The following is a 21,971-nucleotide window of genomic DNA, read 5'->3' on the forward strand; positions in this document are numbered from 1 at the left end:
GAGGAGGCTCGAGGCGCGGATCGTCCCTCCGACTGTTTCACGTGAAACACGATAGAGGATTCCCTACGGACTTCTGATAGTACTGCGGGGGATCGGCGGACCGGTTGGTAGCAAGTCTAGTTAGACCGCTTGCTGCGTCGACCACAGTCCTATTCACACCTTTATCCACAGCGTTATCCACCGGCGAATTCTTCTGTGTGGATGGGAGATCCCCTGGTGTCCGGCCACCGTCATGGTCCCGGACACCCGCCTTCAGAAACCACGGGGACAAACAAACCGCCCGAGGTCTGAGCGAAGCACGACCTTGCCTGGCACTGTGTACACCTAAGACGACAAGCAGCTCGACTGCAGGCGATAGTACCCTCAGTCTTCACGCAACTGGCCTGAGGACTGCTTCAGCCTCTCGTCGCGGTGGGCTGTTCATCCCTGGTTAGAGCGCTGGCGAACTTCGGCAGGCGTCGGCGGCCACGCGACCAGCAGTGCTGTCCAACGAGCCAGCGAGGAGGGCCAGCAGTTCTACGATGCGTTTCCCTTCTCACGTGGGCTGGGGGATCAGCCTTCCGCCACCTTCATCACCCCTCACACACCGGAACCTGCCCTTCAATCTGCAGGAAGGCCGCGGCAACGGCCGCGGAGGCCAGGCACCACGAATACACGGATCGACAGTTGCAACACGCCAGGGGTCCGTGGTCTCGAGATTTGTGACCTCCGTCGCGGACCCTAGGTAGCGGTTCCGCTCGGCCGAATTGCCGCCACGCTATCCAATAGGTGGGAGCACCGGCGAGACTGTCATACTCCCTCGGCGTTAGCCTGAACGAAGCAGGCACAGCAGCTGACACCACATGCCAACCGCTCCGGTCGAAGGGCCACCCGCGGAAAGTGCGTGGGGGAGCACGCCCGGGGGAAGGGACTATTGCTGTTGAATGGTGCAGGTGTAAAGCCGCACGCCAAAAATGCTCGCCCGCCCTGGCAGGCACGTGGGCAGACTGCTTGCAGCCAGCCGGCACTACGTTCGCGTCCATGGGCGATCCAGAATGACCCTGTCATGCGATGACCGAGATGGCGTGCCTGCGTCCATCGATGATGCACAGAATCATCGCGCAGCTTATCGGACTGGGCGCCCGTGTTTCACGTGAAACATGCGCGGCGATACTCGTCGGCGGCTTCAACGTGAGCAGCCACAACTCCAGGCTTATGCTGCTGCGTACGGCCGCCAAGTTATCACCGCAGCAGGGTTACGAGGGCGGATGTCCACTTGGTGTCTGCTTCCCGTACTCCGGAACCCAGGACCCAGGAATAGTAGGAGCGGATCCACAGTGCAGCGCCTCAAGCGTTGTTTGCTCCTGCGCACTCGGGTTCCGGAGCCCACGAGCAGCTGCCACTCGCAGTGATCCAGGCGTACGCGGCTGGCGACAATGCCAGCTGAACTACACCCGACTATCCGCAATCCCGGATCAGCTAAAACCCCCATGTTGGAACACTCCACCAAAACCTCACGAACGAGGGGAGCCGGTTGCCGATCAATTCTCGCGGAACCGGCCTCTGGGCACAGAGCCGATTTCCCGGAAATGCCAGCAGTGAACTTGCGTTTCACGTGAAACGCAACGGCCTCTAGCGTCGGGAACGCATCCACATCGCTTCTAGTCACCATTCGTTTCACGTTAAACACGGCTTGGGTGTCCCCATCCAAAGGTGCATGTTGTAACGTACGCGCCCCCGAAGTGGTTCGGCGCCTCCGCTACACCGGCTGATAGCCACGACCTTCATAGAGGCGAAGCACAAAAGGGGCTTGCCGCACCAAGCGAGGGCCTAATCGAAAAGCGAGCAGCGCCCCATTTCAGTATTTTCTACCTCCAACAAAGCCCATTCTCACGTGCCCGGGCAATTTCCGGAGCATCCGAAGGACCAAGACAGACGACCGGGCACAGTGATCCAATGCAGGCTATAGAAGAAGTGGCAGAACTAAGTGCGGCAACGTGCCCAAGAGCAGGGCAACCGGCGGCCATGCTCAAGTGAATTGCAGACCCGAATACAGTGGTCTTCCGGCGGTCAGGCCCGTACGCCCGCCCCTCGGCGCGGCAGATAACACCAACAACCGTGGAGTTTTTGAGCTGCATGCGGGTGCGCGAAGAGACTCACCGGCTCCAGTGCCGCAGTACGCACTCGCACAAATACGCAGGAGAAGGCCGGTTCGTGATGAACCAGCCCTCTACTCTTGGTCGAAGCCGGCCAGTTGGTTGATTCCGGAGGCCAGCACGGGCATAATCCAGTTCAGGTTTGAAGCGAATTGCAAACTCGGATATATATTAGCCTTTCCAGCAGCCAGGCGCGTACGCCCGTCCCTCGGCGCGGCACTGCAGCGCCTGGAACGGTGGACTCCGGAGCTCTTTGCGGATGCGGCAAGACTCTCACTGGCTCGTCTGCCACATTAGTCATGACCACAACGTAAAAGAGGGCTGATCCGTGATGAATCAGCCCTCTTTTGGTCGAAGTCAGTCAGTTAGTGGATCCGGGTGCCAGCACGTCCATAATCCGGTTCAGGTCTTCAACACTTGCGAACTCGATGCTCACCTTGCCCTTTCGGACACCAAGCGAGATCTTGACGTTCGTATCCAACCGGTCAGACAAGGAAGAAGCCAGGTAATCGAGACGCTCATGGCGGGCACCTGGCCTAGGGATGTTGTTCTTGGCCGGCTTCGCTGGATCCTGGTAGAGAGTAACTGCTTCCTCGGTGGCACGAACGGACATGCCCTCAGCAACAATCTTCTGTGCCAGCCGCTCCATGGCGGCCGCATCAGGAAGCGACAGCAAAGCGCGCGCATGGCCTGCAGAGAGCACGCCTGCGGCGACGCGGCGCTGCACCAGGGGCGGAAGCTTGAGTAGCCGGAGCGTGTTTGAAACCTGCGGCCGGGAGCGTCCAATCCTATCTGCCAGCTGTTCGTGCGTGGTACCGAAGTCCTCAAGGAGCTGCTGGTATGCCGCTGCCTCTTCCAAGGGGTTCAGCTGGCTGCGGTGGAGGTTTTCAAGGAGTGCGTCGCGCAGGAGGTCATCGTCGGTGGTGTCCCTGATGATGGCGGGGATCGTGTCCAGCCCGGCGGCCTGGACAGCACGCCAACGGCGCTCACCCATGACCAGCTCGTACGGCTCACTACCGTCTTCGGTTGATGTACGAACTACGATCGGCTGGAGGACGCCGATTTCCCGTACGGAATGCACCAGTTCAGCCATGTCGTCTTCGTCGAAGACGTTTCGGGGCTGCTTCCGGTTCGGGTGGATGTCGCTGACGGAAATTTCAGCGAAGCGTGCCCCGGGAACTTCCACCAGTTCGACACCCCCGTCCGTCTGCCCGGCAGATTCAAGGGGATCGCCAGGAGCCGGTGCTGCCGCTGCCAGGGCCGTCGCGGCCTGCTCCGCCGCTGGGACCGGAGACGGTCCATCCGTGGAGGCAGCAGCGGATTCCTTTGCGGCTGTTTCAGGGGCAACGGCGTCACCAGCGGCAGACGCAGGCTCCTGTGGCTTCTCCGCGGCAGCTTTTGCACCTGCCGCAGTAGCAGCGGGTTTCGAGACGGCGCGCTTGGATGCCGCCGGCTTGGACTTCGAAGGTGTGGACTGTTTTGCAGCGGACGGACGCTGGTCAGGAGACGGGCTCTGCTTCTCGTCGTCCTTGAACGCATCAGCTGCCGGCGGCTGTTCCGCGGGCTCGGACTTCCTGCGGCCCTCTGGGAAGAAGAGATCCACCGGCCGCGATACCGCTCCGCCATTGCCTGCACCAGTGGTTGCGGCGGAACTTGGAATCAGCGCGCCAAGACCGCGGCCTAGGCCCCGTCGCTTCTCGCTCATGGGTAAATCCCTCCAGTGGTAGAGCCAGGCCCAAGCCGGGCTCCGGGCGTTGCAGTTTTGAAGATTTTAGCGTTCCGCTATTTCAGCAGCGGCTTCCAGGTAGGAAAGAGCACCGCTGGACGACGGGTCGTAGGTCATGACGGTCTGCTGGTAGCTGGGCGCCTCGGAAATACGCACCGAACGCGGAACGACTGCCGAAAGTACCTGCTCGGGGAAGTGCTGACGGACCTCCGCGGCAACCTGCGCGGCAAGGTTTGTCCGGCCGTCATACATCGTCAGGAGAATCGTGGAGACAACGAGGTCCGCATTGAGATGCTTCTGGATCATCTCGATGTTCTTGAGGAGCTGGCTCAGTCCTTCCAGCGCATAGTACTCGCACTGGATGGGGATCAGTACCTCACTGGCGGCGCAGAAGGCATTGACGGTCAGGAGACCGAGGCTGGGCGGGCAGTCGATGAAGATGTAGTCGAGACGCTCTTCACCATTTTTCTCACGCGTCTTTGCGTAGACATCGATGGCCCGTCGGAGCCGCTGCTCACGTGCCACCAGCGAAACAAGCTCGATCTCGGCGCCCGCGAGGTGGATTGTGGCAGGCGCGCAAATGAGGTTACCGATGTCCGGGCAGGGGGCAACAACATCAGCCAGCGCGACGTCGTTGATCAGCACGTCGTAGATGCTGTCCACGTCTGCGTGGTGTTCGATTCCCAGGGCAGTGGAAGCGTTTCCCTGCGGGTCAATGTCGATAACCAGGACGTTGAGTCCGGCCGTGGCAAGGGCTGCGGCGATATTGACCGTGGTGGTGGTTTTACCCACGCCGCCCTTCTGGTTGGAGACAGTGAAGATGCGGGTCTTCTCTGGCCGGGGGAGCTTTCGTCCCATGAGGCGCTCCCGGCGCCTCGTTTCATGGGCGAGTTCCCGCGCAATTGGGCTGGAGTCATCGATGGCATCAATGACGTTAGAGCGCCCACCAGAGGTTGTTTCACGTGAAACAGCAACGGCCGAAGAAGGAGAAGCAACTGATTTCGGGTGAATTCCGGAGCGCGCTGGAACCATGCCCAAGCCAGCGACAGAACGTGCCGACCCCAATGACACAAACGGCGGGATCCGTTGTGCGGAGGCTTCACTACTGGTCACTGGGGCACACTCACTCTCGTTCAGCCAATTTTGCTGCCGTTGTCTAGCCTAACTGCTTCGGCCCGCTGACCGGCGTCAGCGGGACCGCATTAGGACTTCTTTTGGGACTTGTTTACAACGATGCGAACCACTGTGGTGGGCTCCTCCAGAAGCTCTTCACCGACAGTGATGACGGACGTCTCTACTCCGCCCAGCTTACGGATGACCTTCGCTGCCTTATCGATTTCCTCTGCAGCGCTGCGGCCCTTGATGGCCACTACTTCACCGTGGCCGGCAAGGAGCGGAATGGTCATTCCGGCCAGGTTGGTCAACGCAGACACGGCACGCGCGGTCACCACGTCCGCCTCCACATGTCCGACGGCGAGCTCAGCCCGGGTGCGCATCACAGTGACGTTGTCCAGGCCCAGGTCATCAACCACTTCCTGAAGCCAGATCACCCTGCGTTCCAGGGGTTCGATAAGCGTCAGCTCGAGGTCAGGCCGTGCGATGGCAAGGCACAGCCCAGGCAGCCCGGCGCCGCTTCCGACGTCGGCCACATGGCTTCCGTGGGCGATCTCGCTCTGGATCACCGCACAGTTCAGCACGTGTCGGCTCCACAGCCGCGGAATTTCCCGGGGCCCGATCAGGCCGCGTTCGGTTCCCGAGGTGGCCAGATGCTCGACGTACCGCTTGGCAAGTTCCAGGCGGTCGCCGAAGATCTTCTCAGCAGCGCGAAGTTCTGCTGCCGTGATGTCAACCATGATCAGCAATCTCTAGTTGGCGGATACAACAATGTGGCGTCCGGCGCCTTCGCCCTCGGACTCGCTGACCAGGCCGAGGTCGGCCACGGCGTCGTGCACGATCTTCCGTTCGTAGGCGCTCATCGGCTCAAGGGCCACCGACTTGCCTGTTTCCCTGACGGATGCGGCGGCGTCCTCGGCGATCTTCTGAAGGTGGCCGGAACGTTCCTTGCGGTAGCCGTTGATGTCCAGGACAAGCCGTGAACGGTTTTCGGTAGCGGAAAGTACAGCAAGGCGGGTGAGTTCCTGGAGGGCTTCCAGTACCTCGCCATCCTCGCCCACCAGGCCTTCGAGTCCCTCAGCTTCCTCGTCGGCGACGATGGAGATGTAGGTGCGCCCGTTGCGGACCTCGATGTCGATGTCGCCGTCGATGTCGGCGATGTCCAGCAGTTCCTCCAGGTAGTCGGCAGCAATGTCCCCCTCTTCCTCGAGGCGGCTTACGGCGGAAACCTTGGCGCCGGCGGAGGAGGCGGAATCCACGGACTCGTCCTGGTCTTCGATCTCTTCGGAAAAGGCGTGCTCAGTGCTCTCGGCTGACATTACTTCTTCTTCCTGTTCTTGCGCTGGGGCTGGACGCGCTGGCCCTTGGTCTGGATGGCTGTGGCGCCTGCCGCTTCCGGTGCCTCGTCCTTCTTGCCAGACAGGATGGAAAGGGCAGGCAGGCCCTTGGCCGCGCGGCGCTCGGCGAGGGCCTTGGCTGCGGGGGAACCGGGCGTCGGCATGCGGCGGATCACGAAGAACTGCTGGCCCATGGTCCACAGGTTGGTGGTGGTCCAGTAGATCAGGACACCGATGGGGAAGTTGATGCCGCCGACGCCGAAGACGATCGGCAGGATGTACAGCATCATCTTCTGCTGGCGCATGAACGGGCTGGCCATGGCTTCTTCAGACATGTTCTTGGCCATGATCTGCTTCTGGGTGATGAACTGCGAGGCCGTCATGGCCAGGATCATCACGATGGACAGGATCCAGACAGCCATCTGATTGCCGCCGCCGCCATGCAGCAGGGATGCAGACAAGGGCGCGCCGAAAATGCTGGATTCGTCGAACTGCACCACTTGTTCGTGGCTCATCGCACCGATGCCGCTACCGGTTTGGCGTGCAGCCGTAATGCCGGAGAGGACCTGGAACAGGGCGAAGAAGAACGGCATCTGGATCAGCATGGGAAGGCAGGCCGAGAACGGGTTGGTCCCGTGCTTCTTGTACATGGCCATCTGCTCCTGGGCCATGGCCTGGCGCGACAGCTGGTCGGTCTTGCCCTTGTACTTGTCCTGCAGCTTCTTCAGGTCCGGCTGCAGGAGCTGCATGCCGCGCTGTGCCTTGATCTGCTTGACGAATACCGGGATCAACGCGGCGCGGATGACCAGCACCAGTCCAATGATGGACAGCGTCCAGGTCCAGCCGTTCGCGGCGGGCATGCCGATGGCGCTCAGGCCATCGTGGAATCCAATCATGATGATGGAAACCAGCCACTTGAACGGGGCCATGATTGTTCCAAAGAAGTCCATACTTATCCCTATTCGTCAGGCCGCACTGCGGCCTTCTTCATCAGTCCGATCAACCAGGTACTTGTCCGGGTTGTTCAGCACAACAATTGTGGGGGTCTGGCCGGCCGGCCATTCCCGGCGGCCGGCGGGGACGTGGTCCACACCGCCGGCGTTCCATGGGTGGCAGTGGCCAAGGCGCCGCAGCGCGAGCCAGCTTCCCTTGACGGCGCCGTGAACGGTAACCGCTTCAAGGGCATAGGCCGAGCAAGAGGGGAAGAACCTGCAGACCGGGCCGTACAAGGGCGAAACCACCTTGCGGTAGGCCATCAGCAGAAGAATGAGGATGTTCCGGGGCAGGTTCCAGAGGAACCTGCCGACGGCTGCGGGCACAGTGCGGAAACGGGCGACGACGGCGGTGGCGTTAGGCACGCTGTGTCCCCTCCTGTGTTGTACCGGTCGAACCAGTGGCGGCAGCCCGTAAAGAACGGCCGGCCAGCCGGTTCTGTGTAGTTTCCAGTGCTGCGTTGTAGTCGGCCGACAGCTGATCCCAGCTGGCGGACGCTGACGCGGGCAGTGCCCTCACCACAATCGCAAGCCCAGTTGCATGGCCACGCAGTGAGGCAGCAGCCGCTTCCCTCAGTCTCCTCTTAACGAGGTTCCTGGTGACAGCGTTCCCTACGCTCTTGGAAACAATAAACCCGATCCGGCTGGGTTCGTCGGCAGCAATGGCTGCCGCATATAACACTACGTTCCGGCGTCCATTGCGGACACCGGAACGTACGGTTGTTGAAAAATCGGTTGCAGTCCTCAGGCGGTTGCGGGCGGCCAGCACCTTAAACTCGCAAAGGGATGTCTACCGACAAGTCAGTTATTTAGGCCGAAAGCTCGGTGCGGCCCTTGCCACGGCGGGCTGCCAGGATGGCGCGGCCGGCACGGGTACGCATACGAAGGCGGAAGCCGTGCTTCTTGGCTCGACGGCGGTTATTCGGCTGAAAAGTCCGCTTGCTCACGTTAGTTACTCCAGTGGATCAAAGGTGCGCCCACCCGATCAGTATGGGGAAGAACTGGCCGACGCTAAGTTTTGTATATGCACGCTTCCCCCGACTGCCCAGGCGCGCTGCGACTGGAAGGTTCAGATGGGGCCAAAAAGCGGACACAAAGGACTTCACAACGTTAGGGCAATTGACGGTGCCGAGTCAAACCCGAACCACCCTCAGGCGCTGTCCCCAACTGTTCCTAAGTTGTCCCCACAGCCTGTGGATGAAGTGGCTCACAGGCCCGCCTGGGAAACCACAACCGTGTAATTATCCACAGCCGGATAGCCAGCTATCTTCTAGGCTTTTCATCCCCTAGAGTGTCCCAGTAGCCGATTATCCACGGGCTGTGCATAAGCCTGTGGATTAAGCTGGGCCAGCACCCTGGTTCCGGACTTGGGGCTGCAGGCAATGCAGGCACAGCAAGTTTTGAGGGAACCGATTGATGACAGTAGACGAAGCCAACCACGCCAATACTGTCGGAAGTTCCTGGCGCCGCGTTGTCAGCCTGCTGGAGCAGGACCACCGCGTTTCACCGCGGCAGCGCGGCTTTGTCATCCTTGCCCAGGCCCAGGGCCTGATCGGTTCCACCCTCCTGGTGGCCGTCCCCAACGAGCTCACCCGGGAAGTACTCCAGACGCAGGTCAAGGACGCCCTTGACGATGCCCTGCACAACGTCTTCTCCGAGGACATCCGTTGCGCCATCGATGTCGACACCGACCTTGTTCCGATTCACGAAGAGCCGGAGCCCGTCGTCGAGCCTTCCTTTGCGCCGGACCAACTGATCGAGCAGAAGCCGCAGCCCATGCTGCCCAGCACCTCGCATGAATTCGGCCGGCTGAATCCCAAGTACGTCTTCGATACCTTCGTCATTGGTTCCTCGAACCGGTTTGCCCACGCCGCTGCCGTGGCAGTGGCCGAAGCACCTGCCAAGGCCTACAACCCGTTGTTCATTTACGGCGACTCAGGGCTGGGCAAGACGCACCTGCTGCATGCAATCGGGCACTACGCGCGCAGGCTGTACAGCGGCATCCGTGTCCGCTACGTCAACTCCGAAGAGTTCACCAACGACTTCATCAACTCCATCCGTGACGATGAAGGTGCCAGCTTCAAGACCACGTACCGGAACGTGGACGTACTGCTTATCGATGACATCCAGTTCCTCGCCGGCAAGGACCGGACCCTGGAAGAGTTCTTCCACACCTTCAACTCCCTGCACAACAACAACAAGCAGGTGGTCATCACCTCGGACCAGCCCCCCAAGCTGCTGGCAGGGTTCGAGGACCGCATGAAGTCCCGCTTCGAGTGGGGCCTGCTGACCGACATCCAGCCGCCGGAACTCGAAACGCGTATCGCCATCCTGCGCAAGAAAGCCCTCAGCGAAGGGCTTTCGGCGCCCGATGACGCGCTTGAGTACATCGCTTCGAAGATCTCCAGCAATATTCGTGAACTTGAAGGTGCCCTGATCCGTGTCACCGCGTTCGCCAGCCTGAACCGGCAGCCGGTTGATGTTGCCCTGGCGGAGATGGTCCTGAAGGACCTGATCACCGACGACGGAGCGGAGGAGATCACGTCCAGCCAGATCCTCCAGCAGACGGCGGACTACTTCAAACTCAGCATGGAGGAGCTCTGCAGCAAGTCGCGGACCAGGACCTTGGTCACGGCCCGGCAGATCGCGATGTACCTCTGCCGTGAACTGACGGACATGTCACTGCCGAAGATCGGACAGGAACTCGGCGGCCGCGACCACACCACCGTCATCCACGCTGACCGGAAGATCCGTGAACTCATGGCTGAGCGCCGTGTGATCTACAACCAGGTGACTGAGCTGACCAACCGGATCAAGCAGCAACAGCGCGACTCCTGAATCCACATCGGACCGCGCACTCTATACCTTATTAACAGGGACATGTGGATAAGCCTGTGGATACTTAAGGGGACAAGCGCGGTTAATGGGCTTAAAACCCTTAAGCCGTCTGTGGATCGTTAAAAACCGGCTTTCGCGTTGTCCCCATCCACACCCTGTTTAAAACCCAGGAAACGCACACTCCGTGAACAGGGCTTAACCCCGGATCCATGCGGCAGGACCGAGTTATCCACAGTTTCCACAGCAGTTATTAACACTACGAATCCCAAAAAATCGAAATCCCTCAAACAACAAGATCGATCCGCACGCCTCCCGTGTGGGCCTGCCGGCCCCCTGAAGGGTCGGGCCGGTGTTTGGGGGATGGGTTAATCCCGGATCTTCCGGCTAAGCTGTCAGCAGCGCTCCCATCCTTGGGTTTTCGTGTGGTTTCCGCCTGTGCGGACCATGCACCAACCGGGGCGCCGGCAAGATTTTCCGGAGTTTCCCCGCGAAGTTCGGCGGGTTTACATGGCAACAGCAATGAAAGGCGGCACCCTTCCGTGAAGTTCAGAGTCGATCGGGACGTCCTGGCAGAAGCCGTTACCTGGACAGCCCGTTCCTTGTCTCCGCGGCCGCCGGTGCCAGTCCTTTCCGGCCTCCTCCTCAAGGCCGAAGCCGGAACCGTCAGCCTTTCCAGCTTCGATTACGAAACGTCCGCGCGCCTTGAGATAGCCGCGGACATCCGTGACGAAGGCACCATCCTCGTCTCCGGACGACTCCTCGCCGACATCTGCCGCAGCCTGCCTTCAGCACCCGTCGACGTCGAAACCGACGGCAACAAGGTCACCCTCACCTGCCGCCGAAGCAGTTTCCACCTCGCCACCATGCCCGAGGCGGAATACCCTCCGCTGCCCGCGCTCCCCGCCATCAGCGGAACGGTTCCGGGCGATGCCTTCGCCCAGGCCGTGTCGCAGGTGATCATCGCCGCCAGCAAGGACGACACCCTTCCGATCCTCACCGGTGTGCGGATGGAGATCGAGGACGACCTGATCACCCTCCTCGCCACGGACCGCTACCGGCTCGCGATGCGGGAAGTGCCGTGGAAGCCCGTCACTCCCGGCGTTTCCACCAGCGCCCTGGTCAAGGCAAAAACCCTCAACGAAGTCGCCAAGACCCTGGGCAACAGCGGCGACATCAGCCTCGCCCTGTCCGATGACGACAGCCGGCTAATCGGATTCGAAAGCGGCGGCCGGACCACCACCTCCCTGCTGGTGGACGGTGATTACCCCAAGATCCGGTCGCTCTTCCCCGAATCGACACCCATCCACGCCACCGTGCAGACCCAGGAACTGGTAGAGGCCGTCCGCCGTGTCTCGCTGGTGGCCGAACGGAACACCCCCGTCCGGCTCGCCTTCACAGCCGGCCTGCTGAACCTGGACGCCGGCACGGGCGAAGATGCCCAGGCCTCTGAAGAGCTGGAAGCACAGCTTTCCGGGGACGACATCACGGTGGCCTTCAACCCGCACTACCTGGTGGAAGGCCTCAGCGTGATCGAAACCAAATTCGTCCGGTTCTCGTTCACCACCGCACCCAAGCCGGCGATGATCACGGCACAGGCTGATGCCGACGGCGAAGACCAGGATGACTACCGCTACCTGGTGATGCCCGTCCGCCTGCCCAACTAGTCCCCATCGGCTCCCAGCCTTCGCAAGCTCAGGCCGGGCCCCTCGCCGATAGGGGCCCACCCATCGGCTCCCTTCCCAACCAGCGCAGGAAAGAGTTCCACCCATGCACATTGGACTGATTGGCCTAGGAAAAATGGGATTCAACATGCGCGAACGGCTGCGCAAGGGCGGTGTGGAGGTCACCGGCTACGACCGGAACCCCGACGTCACCGATGCCGCCAGCGTGGATGAGCTGATTTCCGCGGTCCCGGCGCCCAGAATCGTCTGGGTGATGGTCCCTTCCGGCCCGATTACGGACGCCGTCATCACCGAACTCAGCGAAAAACTGGAACCGGGCGACCTCGTCATCGACGGCGGAAATTCCCGCTTCACCGAAGACCAGAAACACGGCGAACTGCTCACGGCCAAGGGCATCCGCTTCGCGGACTGCGGTGTGTCCGGCGGGGTCTGGGGACTGCAGAACGGCTATGGCCTGATGGCCGGCGGGGACGCAGCGGACATTGAACGCGCGCTGCCCGTTTTTGATGCCCTGCGTCCGGAGGGCGAACGGGCGGACAGCTTTGTGCACGTCGGCGGCATCGGCGCCGGGCACTACGCCAAGATGGTGCACAACGGCATCGAATACGGGCTGATGCAGGCATACGCCGAAGGATACGAGCTGCTTGCAGCCAAGGACATCGTCACCGACCTTCCGGGAACCTTCCGTGCCTGGCAGAAAGGAACGGTTGTGCGGTCCTGGCTGCTTGACCTCATGGTGAAGGCCCTCGACGAGGACCCAGGCCTGGCGTCCATCGACGACTACGTGGAGGACTCCGGTGAAGGTCGCTGGACTGTTGAAGAGGCCATTGCCAACGCTGTTCCGGCACCGGCCATCACCGCCGCGCTGTTCGCACGGTTCGCGTCCCGGGAAGACACCTCGCCTGCCATGAAGATGGTGTCTGCGCTGCGCCACCAGTTCGGTGGCCATGCCACCCGTCCCGCCAAGTAGTACCCACCGGGGGCGTCCGACGCCCCCAGAATTGCCGAAATCTCCGTGTATCTGGAACACCTCTCCCTGACCGACTTCCGCAGCTACGCCCAGGTCGACCTCGCCCTGGGCCCCGGCGTGACGGTCCTGGTGGGCTACAACGGCATCGGCAAGACCAACCTCATGGAAGCCATCGGCTACCTGGCCACGCTCAGCTCCCACCGCGTCAGCTCGGACGCCCCCCTCCTGCGGTTTGGCACGGAGCGGGCACTCGTCCGCGCCCGGCTGGTGCGCGGCACCCAGACCACGGTGCTTGAACTCGAAATCAACGCCGGCCGCGCCAACCGGGGACGCATTAACCGCAGCAACCCGGTCCGGGCACGCGACCTTCTCGGCATCTGCCAGACTGTGCTTTTCGCCCCTGAAGACCTGGCCCTGGTCAAGGGGGATCCCTCCAACCGCCGCCGTTTCCTTGACGAACTGCTCGCCAGCCTCATCCCGCACCACGCTGCCACCCGCGCGGACTACGACCGGGTCCTGAAACAGCGCAACGCCCTGCTCAAGTCGGCCAGGGCCGGGAAATTCACGTCCGCGCACGAGGCAACCCTGGATGTCTGGGACCAGCACATGGCCAAAGCCGGTGCGGAATTGCTGCATGCACGCCTTGAACTGGTGGAGCGGCTGCGGCCGCACCTCGCGCGCGCCTATGCCGGGTTGACGGATGAGTCCAAGCCCGCTGACGCCACCTACCGGTCCACGCTCCAGAACCAGATGGACGACGACGGCGTTCCAACCGGAGGTGCCACGCGCACCGCCGTTGCGGGTGCGTCCAGCGAAAAGGAAGACCTTCGGCTCCTCTCGGTTGAGCAGCTGACCGGGAGGTATGTCCAGGCCTTCGCCGACTCCCGAAAAAAGGAACTTGAACGCGGCATTTCGCTTGTGGGGCCGCACCGCGACGACCTGGAACTGACGCTTGGCCAGGCACCCGCGAAAGGTTACGCCTCCCACGGCGAAACCTGGTCCATGTGCCTTTCCCTTCGGCTGGCGTCCTACTACGTGATGCTCGACGATGCCCGGACCGGCGGTTCCGCGCCCATCCTGATCCTCGACGACGTCTTTGCCGAGCTGGATGTGCAGCGGCGGCGTAAACTGGCGGCTATAGTCTCCGGCGCGGAACAGGTCCTGGTGACCGCCGCCGTCGACGCCGACATTCCGGAAGAACTGTCCGGGCGGCGGGTGAAGGTCATCCCGGGAGGTATCGATGAGCAGGGACAGTAACGCGTCCGGCGGACTGCAGCCGGGCCGCGAACCTGACAACATCGACGCCCCGCAGGCTGCGCTCAACAGGGTACGGGAGGCTGCCGCCGCACGCGGGGAAATCCGCCGGAAGGCGCCGGGCCCGGGATCACAAAAAGCTAAGCGCGGGATCCGTGATACCCGCGGCTTCAGTCAATTCCATGCCTCGGGCCGGGACCCGCTGGGACTGGGCAAGGTTGTGGGCCGCCTGGTGGCCGAGCGGGGCTGGTCCTCACCAGTCGCCGTCGGATCCGTCATGGCCGAGTGGGCCACTTTGGTGGGTCCGGACATCTCCGCGCACTGCACGCCCGAAAGCTTTACCGGCACCACGCTGCACGTGCGCTGCGACTCCACCGCCTGGGCGACGCAACTGAGGCTGCTTAGCACCAGCCTGCTGGAGAAGTTCCGCCGTGAGCTGGGCGACGGCGTCGTGACCACCATCCAGGTATTGGGTCCGGCGGCACCCAGCTGGCGCAAGGGTGGGCGCAGCGTCAATGGCCGTGGCCCGCGGGACACGTACGGATAAACATTGCCGGGTCTTGAAACTGCGCCCAACGGCGTGTAGAGGCCTGCAAGGCCCGGAGCGTGTATAGGCACCCGGAGACCCCACCGCTGGGCCGCCCTAGGCGCGCCCCAGAGCCTCGGACAGCCATGTTGGCGGCCGCCCACGGCCCCGGAATGCGGGGATATCGGGCTGTTCGCGGTAGAATTGTCGCAGATAACTGGGCGCGGGTAAAACGTTGACTGAGTCCGTTTTCCGCGCGTATCCGCACGCGGAGAGTGGACCACCAAAACCGTCAGCGAGTCACCGGCGCCATAAGTTTGTGCCTGTTGGCGGGTGGCCTTTCCGTGTGGAGGGGAAACACCGGCCGGCCATCATCGAGAACAGAGGAGTCGACAGCGCCTGTGGCTAACGACAATACAGACATTCTGGCAGCTGAAACCGCAGTTGAGGATGGCCGCACCCCCGATACGGCGGGATCCCCAACTCCCCGGGAGTACGGCGCCAGTGACATCACTGTCCTGGAAGGCCTCGAAGCTGTCCGGAAACGGCCCGGCATGTACATCGGCTCCACCGGACCCCGTGGCCTCCACCACCTGGTCTACGAAGTGGTGGACAACTCCGTTGACGAGGCCTTGGCCGGTTACTGCAGCCATATCGAAGTAGTGCTGCAGGCTGATGGCGGCGTCAAGGTAGTCGATGATGGCCGCGGGATTCCAGTGGACATGCACCCCACAGAGCACAAACCCACTGTCGAAGTGGTGATGACCATCCTGCACGCCGGCGGCAAGTTCGGCGGCGGCGGCTACGCTGTCTCCGGCGGCCTGCACGGTGTGGGCATCTCCGTCGTCAACGCACTTTCCAGCCGGGTGGACACGGAAGTCCGCCGGCAGGGGCACGTGTGGCGGATGTCCTTCGCCAACGGCGGAAAGCCCCAGGGCAGCCTGGTCAAGGGCGAAGAGACGGACGCCACCGGCACCACCCAGGTTTTCTACCCGGATCCGGCCATCTTCGAGAGCACCGAGTTCGATTTCGAGACGCTGCGCGCCCGCTTCCAGCAGATGGCATTCCTCAACAAGGGCCTGCGCATCACCCTCACGGATGAACGCGACCCGGCCACCGACGAGGCAGACGCCGATCTCGACCTTGACGAGCTGGTCACCGAGGGTGAGGTCAAGGCCGAACACCGCACCGTGGTGTACCAGTACAACGAAGGCCTCCTGGACTACGTCAAGCACCTGAACTCCGGCAAGAAGGTGGAGGTTGTCCACGAGGACGTCATCGCCTTCGAAACTGAGGACACCGAGCGCCGCATCGCCCTGGAAATGGCAATGCAGTGGACCAGCGCCTACTCCGAGAGCGTGCACACCTACGCCAACACCATTAATACCCATGAGGGCGGGACCCACGAAGAGGGTTTCCGCGCCGCCCTGACGTCCCTCATCAACAGGTACGCCCGGGAAAAGGGCATTATCAAGGAGAAGGACGACAACCTCACCGGTGACGACATCCGCGAAGGCCTGACCGCTGTCATCTCGGTCAAGCTGTCCGAGCCGCAGTTCGAGGGCCAGACCAAGACCAAGCTGGGCAATTCCGAGGTGAAGGGCTTTGTCCAGCGCGTGGTCACCGACGGCCTGGGTGACTGGCTGGAGCGCAACCCCGGCCCCGCCCGGGACGTGATCCGCAAAGCCATTTCCGCCGCCCAGGCCAGGATGGCGGCACGGAAAGCCCGCGACAACGCCCGGCGCAAGAGCCCGCTGGAGTCCTTTGGCATGCCAGGCAAGCTCTCCGACTGCTCCTCCAAGGACCCGGAGAAGTGCGAGGTCTACATCGTGGAGGGTGACTCGGCCGGCGGATCCGCCAAGCGTGGCCGGAACCCGGAAACACAGGCCATCCTGCCGCTGCGAGGCAAGATCCTGAACGTGGAGCGTGCCCGGCTGGACAAAGCCTTGGGCAACGCCGAGGTCCAGTCGATGATCACCGCCTTCGGCACCGGCATTGGAGAGGACTTCGACCTTGCCAAGCTGCGCTACCACAAGATCGTCCTGATGGCCGATGCCGACGTGGATGGCCAGCACATCACGACTTTGCTGATGACCTTGCTGTTCCGCTACATGCGTCCCCTGATTGAGAACGGCTACGTGTATCTGGCGCAGCCGCCGCTGTACCGGATCAAGTGGTCCAATGCCCCGCACGACTACGTCTACAGCGACCGCGAACGCGACGCGAAACTGGTGGCTGGCCAGGCGGCGGGCCGCCGCATCCCCAAGGACAACGGCATCCAGCGCTACAAGGGCCTGGGCGAGATGGACTACACCGAGCTCTGGGACACCACCATGGATCCGGACCACCGCACGCTGCTGCAGGTAACCATGGACGACGCCCTCGCAGCCGACCAGATCTTCTCCGTCCTCATGGGCGAAGACGTGGAATCACGCCGTAACTTCATCCAGCAGAACGCCAAGGACGTCAGGTTCCTCGACATCTAAGGCCCCGCCTAAGTATTCGGAATCCGGCATATACCTGAAACGGAAAGTACATAATGAGCGACGAAACACCCGAGACCCCCGCCCCCGCCGGGGATCCGGACACCGTTCTTGAGGGCGACGTGCTGATCGACCGCGTGGAGCAGGTGGACCTGCAGACGGAAATGCAGCGGTCCTACCTGGACTACGCCATGGCGGTCATCGTCGGACGAGCCCTTCCCGACGTCCGCGACGGCCTGAAGCCCGTACACCGCCGCGTCCTGTACGCAATGTTCGATGGCGGCTACCGGCCCGACCGCTCCTTCAACAAATGCGCCCGCGTGGTGGGCGAGGTCATGGGCCAGTACCACCCGCACGGCGACACGGCGATTTACGACGCCCTGGTGCGCCTCATCCAGGACTGGACCATGCGCTACCCGCTGGCGCTGGGCCAGGGCAACTTCGGGTCCCCCGGCAACGACGGTGCGGCCGCCCCCCGGTACACCGAAACCAAGATGGCCCCGCTGGCCATGGAGATGGTCCGCGACATCGACGAGGAAACCGTCGATTTCCAGGACAACTACGACGGCAAGAACCAGGAACCCACCATCCTGCCCGCCAGGTTCCCCAACCTGCTGGTCAACGGTTCCTCCGGCATCGCCGTGGGCATGGCCACCAACATCCCGCCGCATAACCTGCGCGAAGTGGCCGACGGCGTCCAGTGGTACCTGGCCAATCCGGGCGCCACCCGCGAGGAGCTGCTCGAGGAACTCCTGCTCCGGGTCAAGGGACCTGATTTCCCCACCGGTGCCACCATCCTGGGCCACAAGGGCATCGAGGACGCCTACCGCACCGGCCGCGGTTCGGTCACCATGCGTGCCGTGGTGGCCGTCGAGGAACTGCAGGGCCGCACCTGCCTCGTGGTGACCGAACTTCCGTACCAGGCCAACCCGGACAACCTGGCCATCAAGATCGCCGAACTGGTCAAGGACGGCAAGATCCAGGGCATCGCCGATCTCCGCGATGAGACTTCGGGCCGCACCGGCCAGCGCCTGGTGATCGTACTGAAGCGCGACGCCGTGCCCAAGGTGGTGCTCAACAACCTCTATAAGCACACCGAACTCCAGAGCAACTTCTCCGCGAACATGCTGGCCATCGTGGACGGCGTGCCCCGGACCCTGAGCCTGGACGCGTTCATCCGCCACTGGGTGACGCACCAGATGGACGTCATCGCCCGCCGCACCCGGTACCGGCTGCGGAAGGCGGAGGAGGAAGCACACATCCTCCGCGCCCTGCTGAAGGCACTGGACATGCTGGACGAGGTTATTGCCCTCATCCGTGCATCCAGCACCACCGAGACCGCCCGTGACGGACTGATGGAGCTGCTGGACATCGATGAGCTGCAGGCGCGGGCCATCCTTGACATGCAGCTGCGCCGGCTCGCCGCGCTGGAACGCCAGCGCATCCAGGAAAAGCATGCCGAACTCGAAGCCCTGATCGCCGAATACAAGGAGATCCTCGCTTCGGAGCAGCGCCAGCGCGGGATCATCAGCACCGAACTCGGTGAGATCGTCGAAAAGCACGGCGACGACCGCCGCACGAAGATCCTCATGGGCTATGACGGAGACATGTCCATGGAGGACCTCATCCCCGAAGAGGAGATGGTGGTCACCATCACCCGCGGCGGCTACGTCAAGAGGACCCGCAGCGACAACTACCGTTCGCAACAGCGCGGCGGCAAGGGCATCAAGGGTGCCCAGCTGCGCGGCGACGACGTCGTGGAGCACTTCTTCGTCACCACCACGCACCACTGGCTGCTGTTCTTCACCAACCTCGGACGCGTGTACCGCGCCAAGGCGTACGAGCTGATGGAGGCGGGCCGCGACGCCAAGGGCCAGCACGTTGCCAACCTGCTGGCATTCCAGCCCGACGAACACATCGCCCAGGTCCTGGACCTCCGGGACTACCAGCAGGCGCCGTACCTTGTCCTGGCCACCAAGAACGGGCTGGTGAAGAAGACCCGGCTGGAGGACTACGACACCAACCGCTCCGCCGGGGTCATCGCCATCAACCTGCGCGACGGCGACGAACTGGTCTCCGCCCAGCTGGTCTCGGAAACCGACGACCTGCTGCTGGTGTCCCGCAAGGGGCAGTCCATCCGCTTCACCGCGAGCGAGGACGCGCTGCGCCCCATGGGGCGGGCGACATCGGGCGTCACCGGCATGAAGTTCCGTGAGGACGACGAACTGCTCGCTGCCAACGTGGTGACTGACGGTTCCTTCGTCTTCATCGTCACCGAGGGCGGCTATGCCAAGCGCACTGCGGTGGAGGAATACCGGCTGCAGGGCCGCGGCGGGCTGGGCATCAAGGTTGCCAAGCTTGCGGAGGAACGTGGCGACCTGGTGGGCGCCCTGATCGTCCAGGAAGAAGACGAGGTCCTGGTCGTCATGGAAGGCGGCAAGGTTGTCCGCTCTTCCGTCGCCGGGGTGCCCGCCAAGGGACGTGACACCATGGGCGTCATCTTCGCGAAGCCGGACAAGAACGACCGGATCATCGAGGTGGCGCGCAACAGCGAACGCGGCCTCGAGGACGAGGAATCGTCCGGCGATGACGTAACGTTGGCTGAAGATGGCGGGCCCGCTGGGGACTCCGCCGCGCCAGCAATGGCAGAAGAATCACCGGCCGTTGAGTCAGAGGACGCCTCGGGCGACGCTGAGCCGAACGAAGACAACACGGAGGTAACGAGTGAGTAATTCCGACTCATTTCCCAAGCCGAACAGCACCGTTCCCGGTGGGGACCGGCCCTCAGCGGCACCCCGCGTGAACGCCCCCGTCCGCCCGCAGCAGCGTCCGGCAGCCCCTGCGGGTGTACCCGGCCAGCGTCCGGCTGCGCCGGCACAGCGGCCGCAGCAGGGTGAGCGCCCCGTCCAGCCCGGCCACCGCCCGCCGGCGGCAGGACAGCGCCCCGCGGGAGCGCCCTCCGGCCAGGGAAGCACCGGCCAGGGCACTCCGGGGCTTGTTAAGCCTGCGCCGAAGGCCAAGGTCCGCCGGGCCCGGCTGCTGATCAGCAAGGTGGATCCGTGGTCAGTCCTGAAGATGGCGTTCCTGCTCTCCGTGGCTCTGGGGATCGTTACCGTGGTGGCCGCCATCGTCCTGTGGACGGTCCTGGACCTGACAGGCATCTTCGACCAGGTGGACAGCCTGCTCGGAACGCTGGCCGGATCCGAAAGCGGAGGCTTTGAGCTGAAGAAGGTGGCGTCCCTGGGTCAGGTGGCATCCTTCGCCACCATCATTGCCGTCGTCAACGTAGTCCTGCTGACGGCGCTGTCCATGCTGTCCGCGGTTCTTTACAACATCGCGGCCACCCTGGTGGGTGGCATCGGCGTGACCCTCACCGACGATTAGGAGTCCGGTTCCACCGGTCCACGGCCGGTGGAACCGCCCGATTTGAGATCGGGCCGGGATGTGCTGTAAAGTCATGTCTCGGCCCGATGAGGCATCGGGGCGTATAGCTCAGGCGGTTAGAGCGCTTCGCTGATAACGAAGAGGTCCCAGGTTCAAGTCCTGGTACGCCCACGGAACCTGTGCAGGTTTCAAACGGAGGTCAGGTTCGGATTCGTCCGTGGCCCGGCCGGAACGGGGAGCATGTGAAGAAGTTGCTTGTAGTAGCAGCGGCGATCGCAGGCGTCCTGCTCTACCGGAAGGCACAGGAATCCGAAGCCCGGAAAACAGTCTGGAGCCAGTCGACCGACACGGTGGACTAGGCCGGATACCCGGCTTGGGAGCTGGTCAAAGGCCTCCAGGATTCAGGGTATGATGGACGGGTTGCTTCTTATGGGGGCATGGCGCAATTGGTAGCGCACCTGCTTTGCAAGCAGGGGGTTCGGGGTTCGAGTCCCCGTGCCTCCACCATAGGAAAGTCCCGGTCAGCGGAAACGCGGGCCGGGACTTTTGCTTTCCATCTCCCACCGGGCCGGCCAACAGGGGTTATGCAATGAACTTCTTCTTCGCGGCCCTCGGAGTCCTCGGCGTTGCTTCGTCCGGCCCGTTGATCGCCGCCACCCTCGGCGCCACCAGTGTGAGCGCCCTCGCCATCGCCTTCTGGCGCAACGCCATCGCGGCGGCCGTCATGGCCACTCCAACCCTGGTGCGGGAGCCGGGACAGTTCCGCAGGATCAACCGCCGCGAGTTCCGCTGGTCCTTCGTGGCCGCCATCGCCCTGGCCCTGCACTTCGCCTGCTTCATCACCTCCCTGCAACTGACCTCCGTTGCTGCTGCCACAGCCCTGGTCTGCCTCCAGTCAGCCTGGATCGCGGTCTTCCAGCTCATCCGAGGGACCCGGCACCGCTGGCAGGTCCTGGCGGGCCTGGGCATCGCCTTCGGCGGCGTGCTCGCCATCACCGGGTTCGACCTTGGCTCCTCGTCCCAGGCGCTGCTGGGCGACCTGCTGGCCTTGGCGGGCGGTGCCCTGGCGGGCCTCTACACCCTGGCGGGTGGCAAAGCCCGGCAGAGCATGACCACGGGGACGTACACCACGCTCTGCTACGGAATGTGCGCCGCCTTCGTTGCGGTCCTGGCTGTACTGTCAGGGCAGCCGCTGGCGGGCTTCGAGGCCGCTGGCTGGCTGGGCATCGCGGCGATCACTGTCTGTGCCCAACTGGTGGGCCACACCGCATTCAACCACCTGCTGGCCACCATGAGCCCGCTTCTCGTTTCGATGATCATCCTGCTCGAAATCCCGGGCGCTGCGCTGCTCGCCGCCCTGTTCCTGCACGAGACACTCCCTGCGGGCACCTACGCCGGACTCGGCCTGATCCTGGCTGGACTCGCCGTCGTCGTTCTTGGGCAAAGGAGCCGCAGGGGCAACAGGCGCGGAACGGCACCCGGGGAAGAACCGCCGTCGGACCGCCCGCTTGTGGAGCTCGGTACGGACTGA

At 63.1% G+C, this 21,971-nt stretch carries 17 protein-coding genes, 2 tRNA genes and 1 pseudogene; 12 read left to right on the top strand and 8 right to left on the bottom strand.

The window, feature by feature from the left end:
• Positions 1 to 2,496 precede the first annotated feature (2,496 nt).
• The 8 genes from K4G53_RS05145 to rpmH form a co-directional block, all read right to left on the bottom strand.
• Positions 2,497 to 3,840, bottom strand: coding sequence for a ParB/RepB/Spo0J family partition protein (locus K4G53_RS05145; RefSeq protein WP_221384419.1), 1,344 nt, complete (start codon positions 3,838 to 3,840; stop codon positions 2,497 to 2,499).
• 66 nt (positions 3,841 to 3,906) lie between these two features.
• Positions 3,907 to 4,974 carry a ParA family protein gene (locus tag K4G53_RS05150; RefSeq protein ID WP_308287823.1) on the bottom strand — a complete coding sequence of 356 codons (1,068 nt, stop codon included), beginning with the start codon at positions 4,972 to 4,974 and terminating at the stop codon, positions 3,907 to 3,909.
• A gap of 89 nt (positions 4,975 to 5,063) precedes the next feature.
• Positions 5,064 to 5,714 carry a 16S rRNA (guanine(527)-N(7))-methyltransferase RsmG gene (rsmG, locus tag K4G53_RS05155; RefSeq protein ID WP_221384421.1) on the bottom strand — a complete coding sequence of 217 codons (651 nt, stop codon included), beginning with the start codon at positions 5,712 to 5,714 and terminating at the stop codon, positions 5,064 to 5,066.
• A 12-nt stretch (positions 5,715 to 5,726) separates the two neighbouring features.
• Positions 5,727 to 6,293, bottom strand: a complete 567-nt coding sequence (locus K4G53_RS05160) for a R3H domain-containing nucleic acid-binding protein (protein ID WP_221384422.1) — start codon at positions 6,291 to 6,293, stop codon at positions 5,727 to 5,729.
• The gene (yidC, locus tag K4G53_RS05165) at positions 6,293 to 7,261 is read right to left on the bottom strand and encodes a membrane protein insertase YidC (RefSeq protein WP_221384423.1); all 969 of its coding nucleotides are present in this window, start codon (positions 7,259 to 7,261) and stop codon (positions 6,293 to 6,295) included. Before yidC ends, K4G53_RS05160 begins: the two co-directional genes overlap by 1 nt.
• A gap of 15 nt (positions 7,262 to 7,276) precedes the next feature.
• Positions 7,277 to 7,669, bottom strand: coding sequence for a membrane protein insertion efficiency factor YidD (gene yidD, locus K4G53_RS05170; RefSeq protein WP_221384424.1), 393 nt, complete (start codon positions 7,667 to 7,669; stop codon positions 7,277 to 7,279).
• Positions 7,662 to 8,072: a ribonuclease P protein component gene (gene rnpA / locus K4G53_RS05175; protein ID WP_221384425.1), complete on the bottom strand. Its 411-nt coding sequence runs from the start codon at positions 8,070 to 8,072 to the stop codon at positions 7,662 to 7,664. The genes yidD and rnpA overlap by 8 nt, the downstream gene beginning before the upstream one ends.
• Before the next feature lie 40 nt (positions 8,073 to 8,112).
• On the bottom strand, positions 8,113 to 8,250 hold the full coding sequence (gene rpmH / locus K4G53_RS05180; protein WP_003800212.1) for a 50S ribosomal protein L34: 138 nt from the start codon (positions 8,248 to 8,250) through the stop codon (positions 8,113 to 8,115).
• A 469-nt stretch (positions 8,251 to 8,719) separates the two neighbouring features.
• On the opposite strand from rpmH, the gene dnaA reads away from it, so the two are divergent.
• The 12 genes and pseudogenes from dnaA (at position 8,720) to K4G53_RS05240 (ending at position 21,971) form a co-directional block, all read left to right on the top strand.
• Positions 8,720 to 10,141, top strand: a complete 1,422-nt coding sequence (dnaA, locus tag K4G53_RS05185; RefSeq protein WP_221384426.1) for a chromosomal replication initiator protein DnaA — start codon at positions 8,720 to 8,722, stop codon at positions 10,139 to 10,141.
• Between the two features lie 539 nt (positions 10,142 to 10,680).
• The gene (dnaN, locus tag K4G53_RS05190) at positions 10,681 to 11,805 is read left to right on the top strand and encodes a DNA polymerase III subunit beta (RefSeq protein WP_221384427.1); all 1,125 of its coding nucleotides are present in this window, start codon (positions 10,681 to 10,683) and stop codon (positions 11,803 to 11,805) included.
• 61 nt (positions 11,806 to 11,866) lie between these two features.
• Positions 11,867 to 12,793: pseudogene (gnd, locus tag K4G53_RS05195) on the top strand (phosphogluconate dehydrogenase (NAD(+)-dependent, decarboxylating)); the annotation flags it as partial.
• A gap of 45 nt (positions 12,794 to 12,838) precedes the next feature.
• Positions 12,839 to 14,050, top strand: coding sequence for a DNA replication/repair protein RecF (gene recF, locus K4G53_RS05200; RefSeq protein ID WP_221384429.1), 1,212 nt, complete (start codon positions 12,839 to 12,841; stop codon positions 14,048 to 14,050).
• Complete coding sequence (locus K4G53_RS05205; RefSeq protein WP_221384430.1) at positions 14,034 to 14,594, top strand: DUF721 domain-containing protein; 561 nt, start codon at positions 14,034 to 14,036, stop codon at positions 14,592 to 14,594. The genes recF and K4G53_RS05205 overlap by 17 nt, the downstream gene beginning before the upstream one ends.
• Before the next feature lie 380 nt (positions 14,595 to 14,974).
• Entirely contained in the window at positions 14,975 to 17,059 is a 2,085-nt protein-coding gene (gyrB, locus tag K4G53_RS05210; RefSeq protein ID WP_221384431.1) for a DNA topoisomerase (ATP-hydrolyzing) subunit B, read from the top strand.
• Between the two features lie 53 nt (positions 17,060 to 17,112).
• A complete protein-coding gene (gene gyrA / locus K4G53_RS05215) occupies positions 17,113 to 19,788 on the top strand; it encodes a DNA gyrase subunit A (protein WP_221384432.1) in 2,676 nt (891 codons plus the stop codon).
• Positions 19,781 to 20,440, top strand: a complete 660-nt coding sequence (locus tag K4G53_RS05220) for a DUF3566 domain-containing protein (protein ID WP_221384433.1) — start codon at positions 19,781 to 19,783, stop codon at positions 20,438 to 20,440. Before gyrA ends, K4G53_RS05220 begins: the two co-directional genes overlap by 8 nt.
• A gap of 97 nt (positions 20,441 to 20,537) precedes the next feature.
• Positions 20,538 to 20,611, top strand: a tRNA-Ile gene (locus K4G53_RS05225).
• 71 nt (positions 20,612 to 20,682) lie between these two features.
• Complete coding sequence (locus tag K4G53_RS05230) at positions 20,683 to 20,799, top strand: DLW-39 family protein (protein WP_221384434.1); 117 nt, start codon at positions 20,683 to 20,685, stop codon at positions 20,797 to 20,799.
• Positions 20,800 to 20,871: 72 nt separating this feature from the next.
• Positions 20,872 to 20,947: transfer RNA gene (locus K4G53_RS05235), tRNA-Ala, on the top strand.
• An 82-nt stretch (positions 20,948 to 21,029) separates the two neighbouring features.
• On the top strand, positions 21,030 to 21,971 hold the full coding sequence (locus tag K4G53_RS05240; protein ID WP_221384435.1) for a DMT family transporter: 942 nt from the start codon (positions 21,030 to 21,032) through the stop codon (positions 21,969 to 21,971).

The sequence above is a fragment of the Arthrobacter sp. MAHUQ-56 genome (assembly GCF_019710585.1).
GTDB lineage: Bacteria > Actinomycetota > Actinomycetes > Actinomycetales > Micrococcaceae > Arthrobacter.

Bases quoted from the DNA above. Each gene is read 5' to 3' on its own strand.
- rsmG (WP_221384421.1), bottom strand. From the start codon at position 5,714: ATGGTTGACATCACGGCAGCAGAACTTCGCGCTGCTGAGAAGATCTTC.
- gyrA (WP_221384432.1), top strand. From the start codon at position 17,113: ATGAGCGACGAAACACCCGAGACCCCCGCCCCCGCCGGGGATCCGGAC.
- yidC (WP_221384423.1), bottom strand. From the start codon at position 7,261: ATGGACTTCTTTGGAACAATCATGGCCCCGTTCAAGTGGCTGGTTTCC.
- K4G53_RS05240 (WP_221384435.1), top strand. From the start codon at position 21,030: ATGAACTTCTTCTTCGCGGCCCTCGGAGTCCTCGGCGTTGCTTCGTCC.
- K4G53_RS05145 (WP_221384419.1), bottom strand. From the start codon at position 3,840: ATGAGCGAGAAGCGACGGGGCCTAGGCCGCGGTCTTGGCGCGCTGATT.
- K4G53_RS05160 (WP_221384422.1), bottom strand. From the start codon at position 6,293: ATGTCAGCCGAGAGCACTGAGCACGCCTTTTCCGAAGAGATCGAAGAC.
- K4G53_RS05205 (WP_221384430.1), top strand. From the start codon at position 14,034: ATGAGCAGGGACAGTAACGCGTCCGGCGGACTGCAGCCGGGCCGCGAA.
- dnaA (WP_221384426.1), top strand. From the start codon at position 8,720: ATGACAGTAGACGAAGCCAACCACGCCAATACTGTCGGAAGTTCCTGG.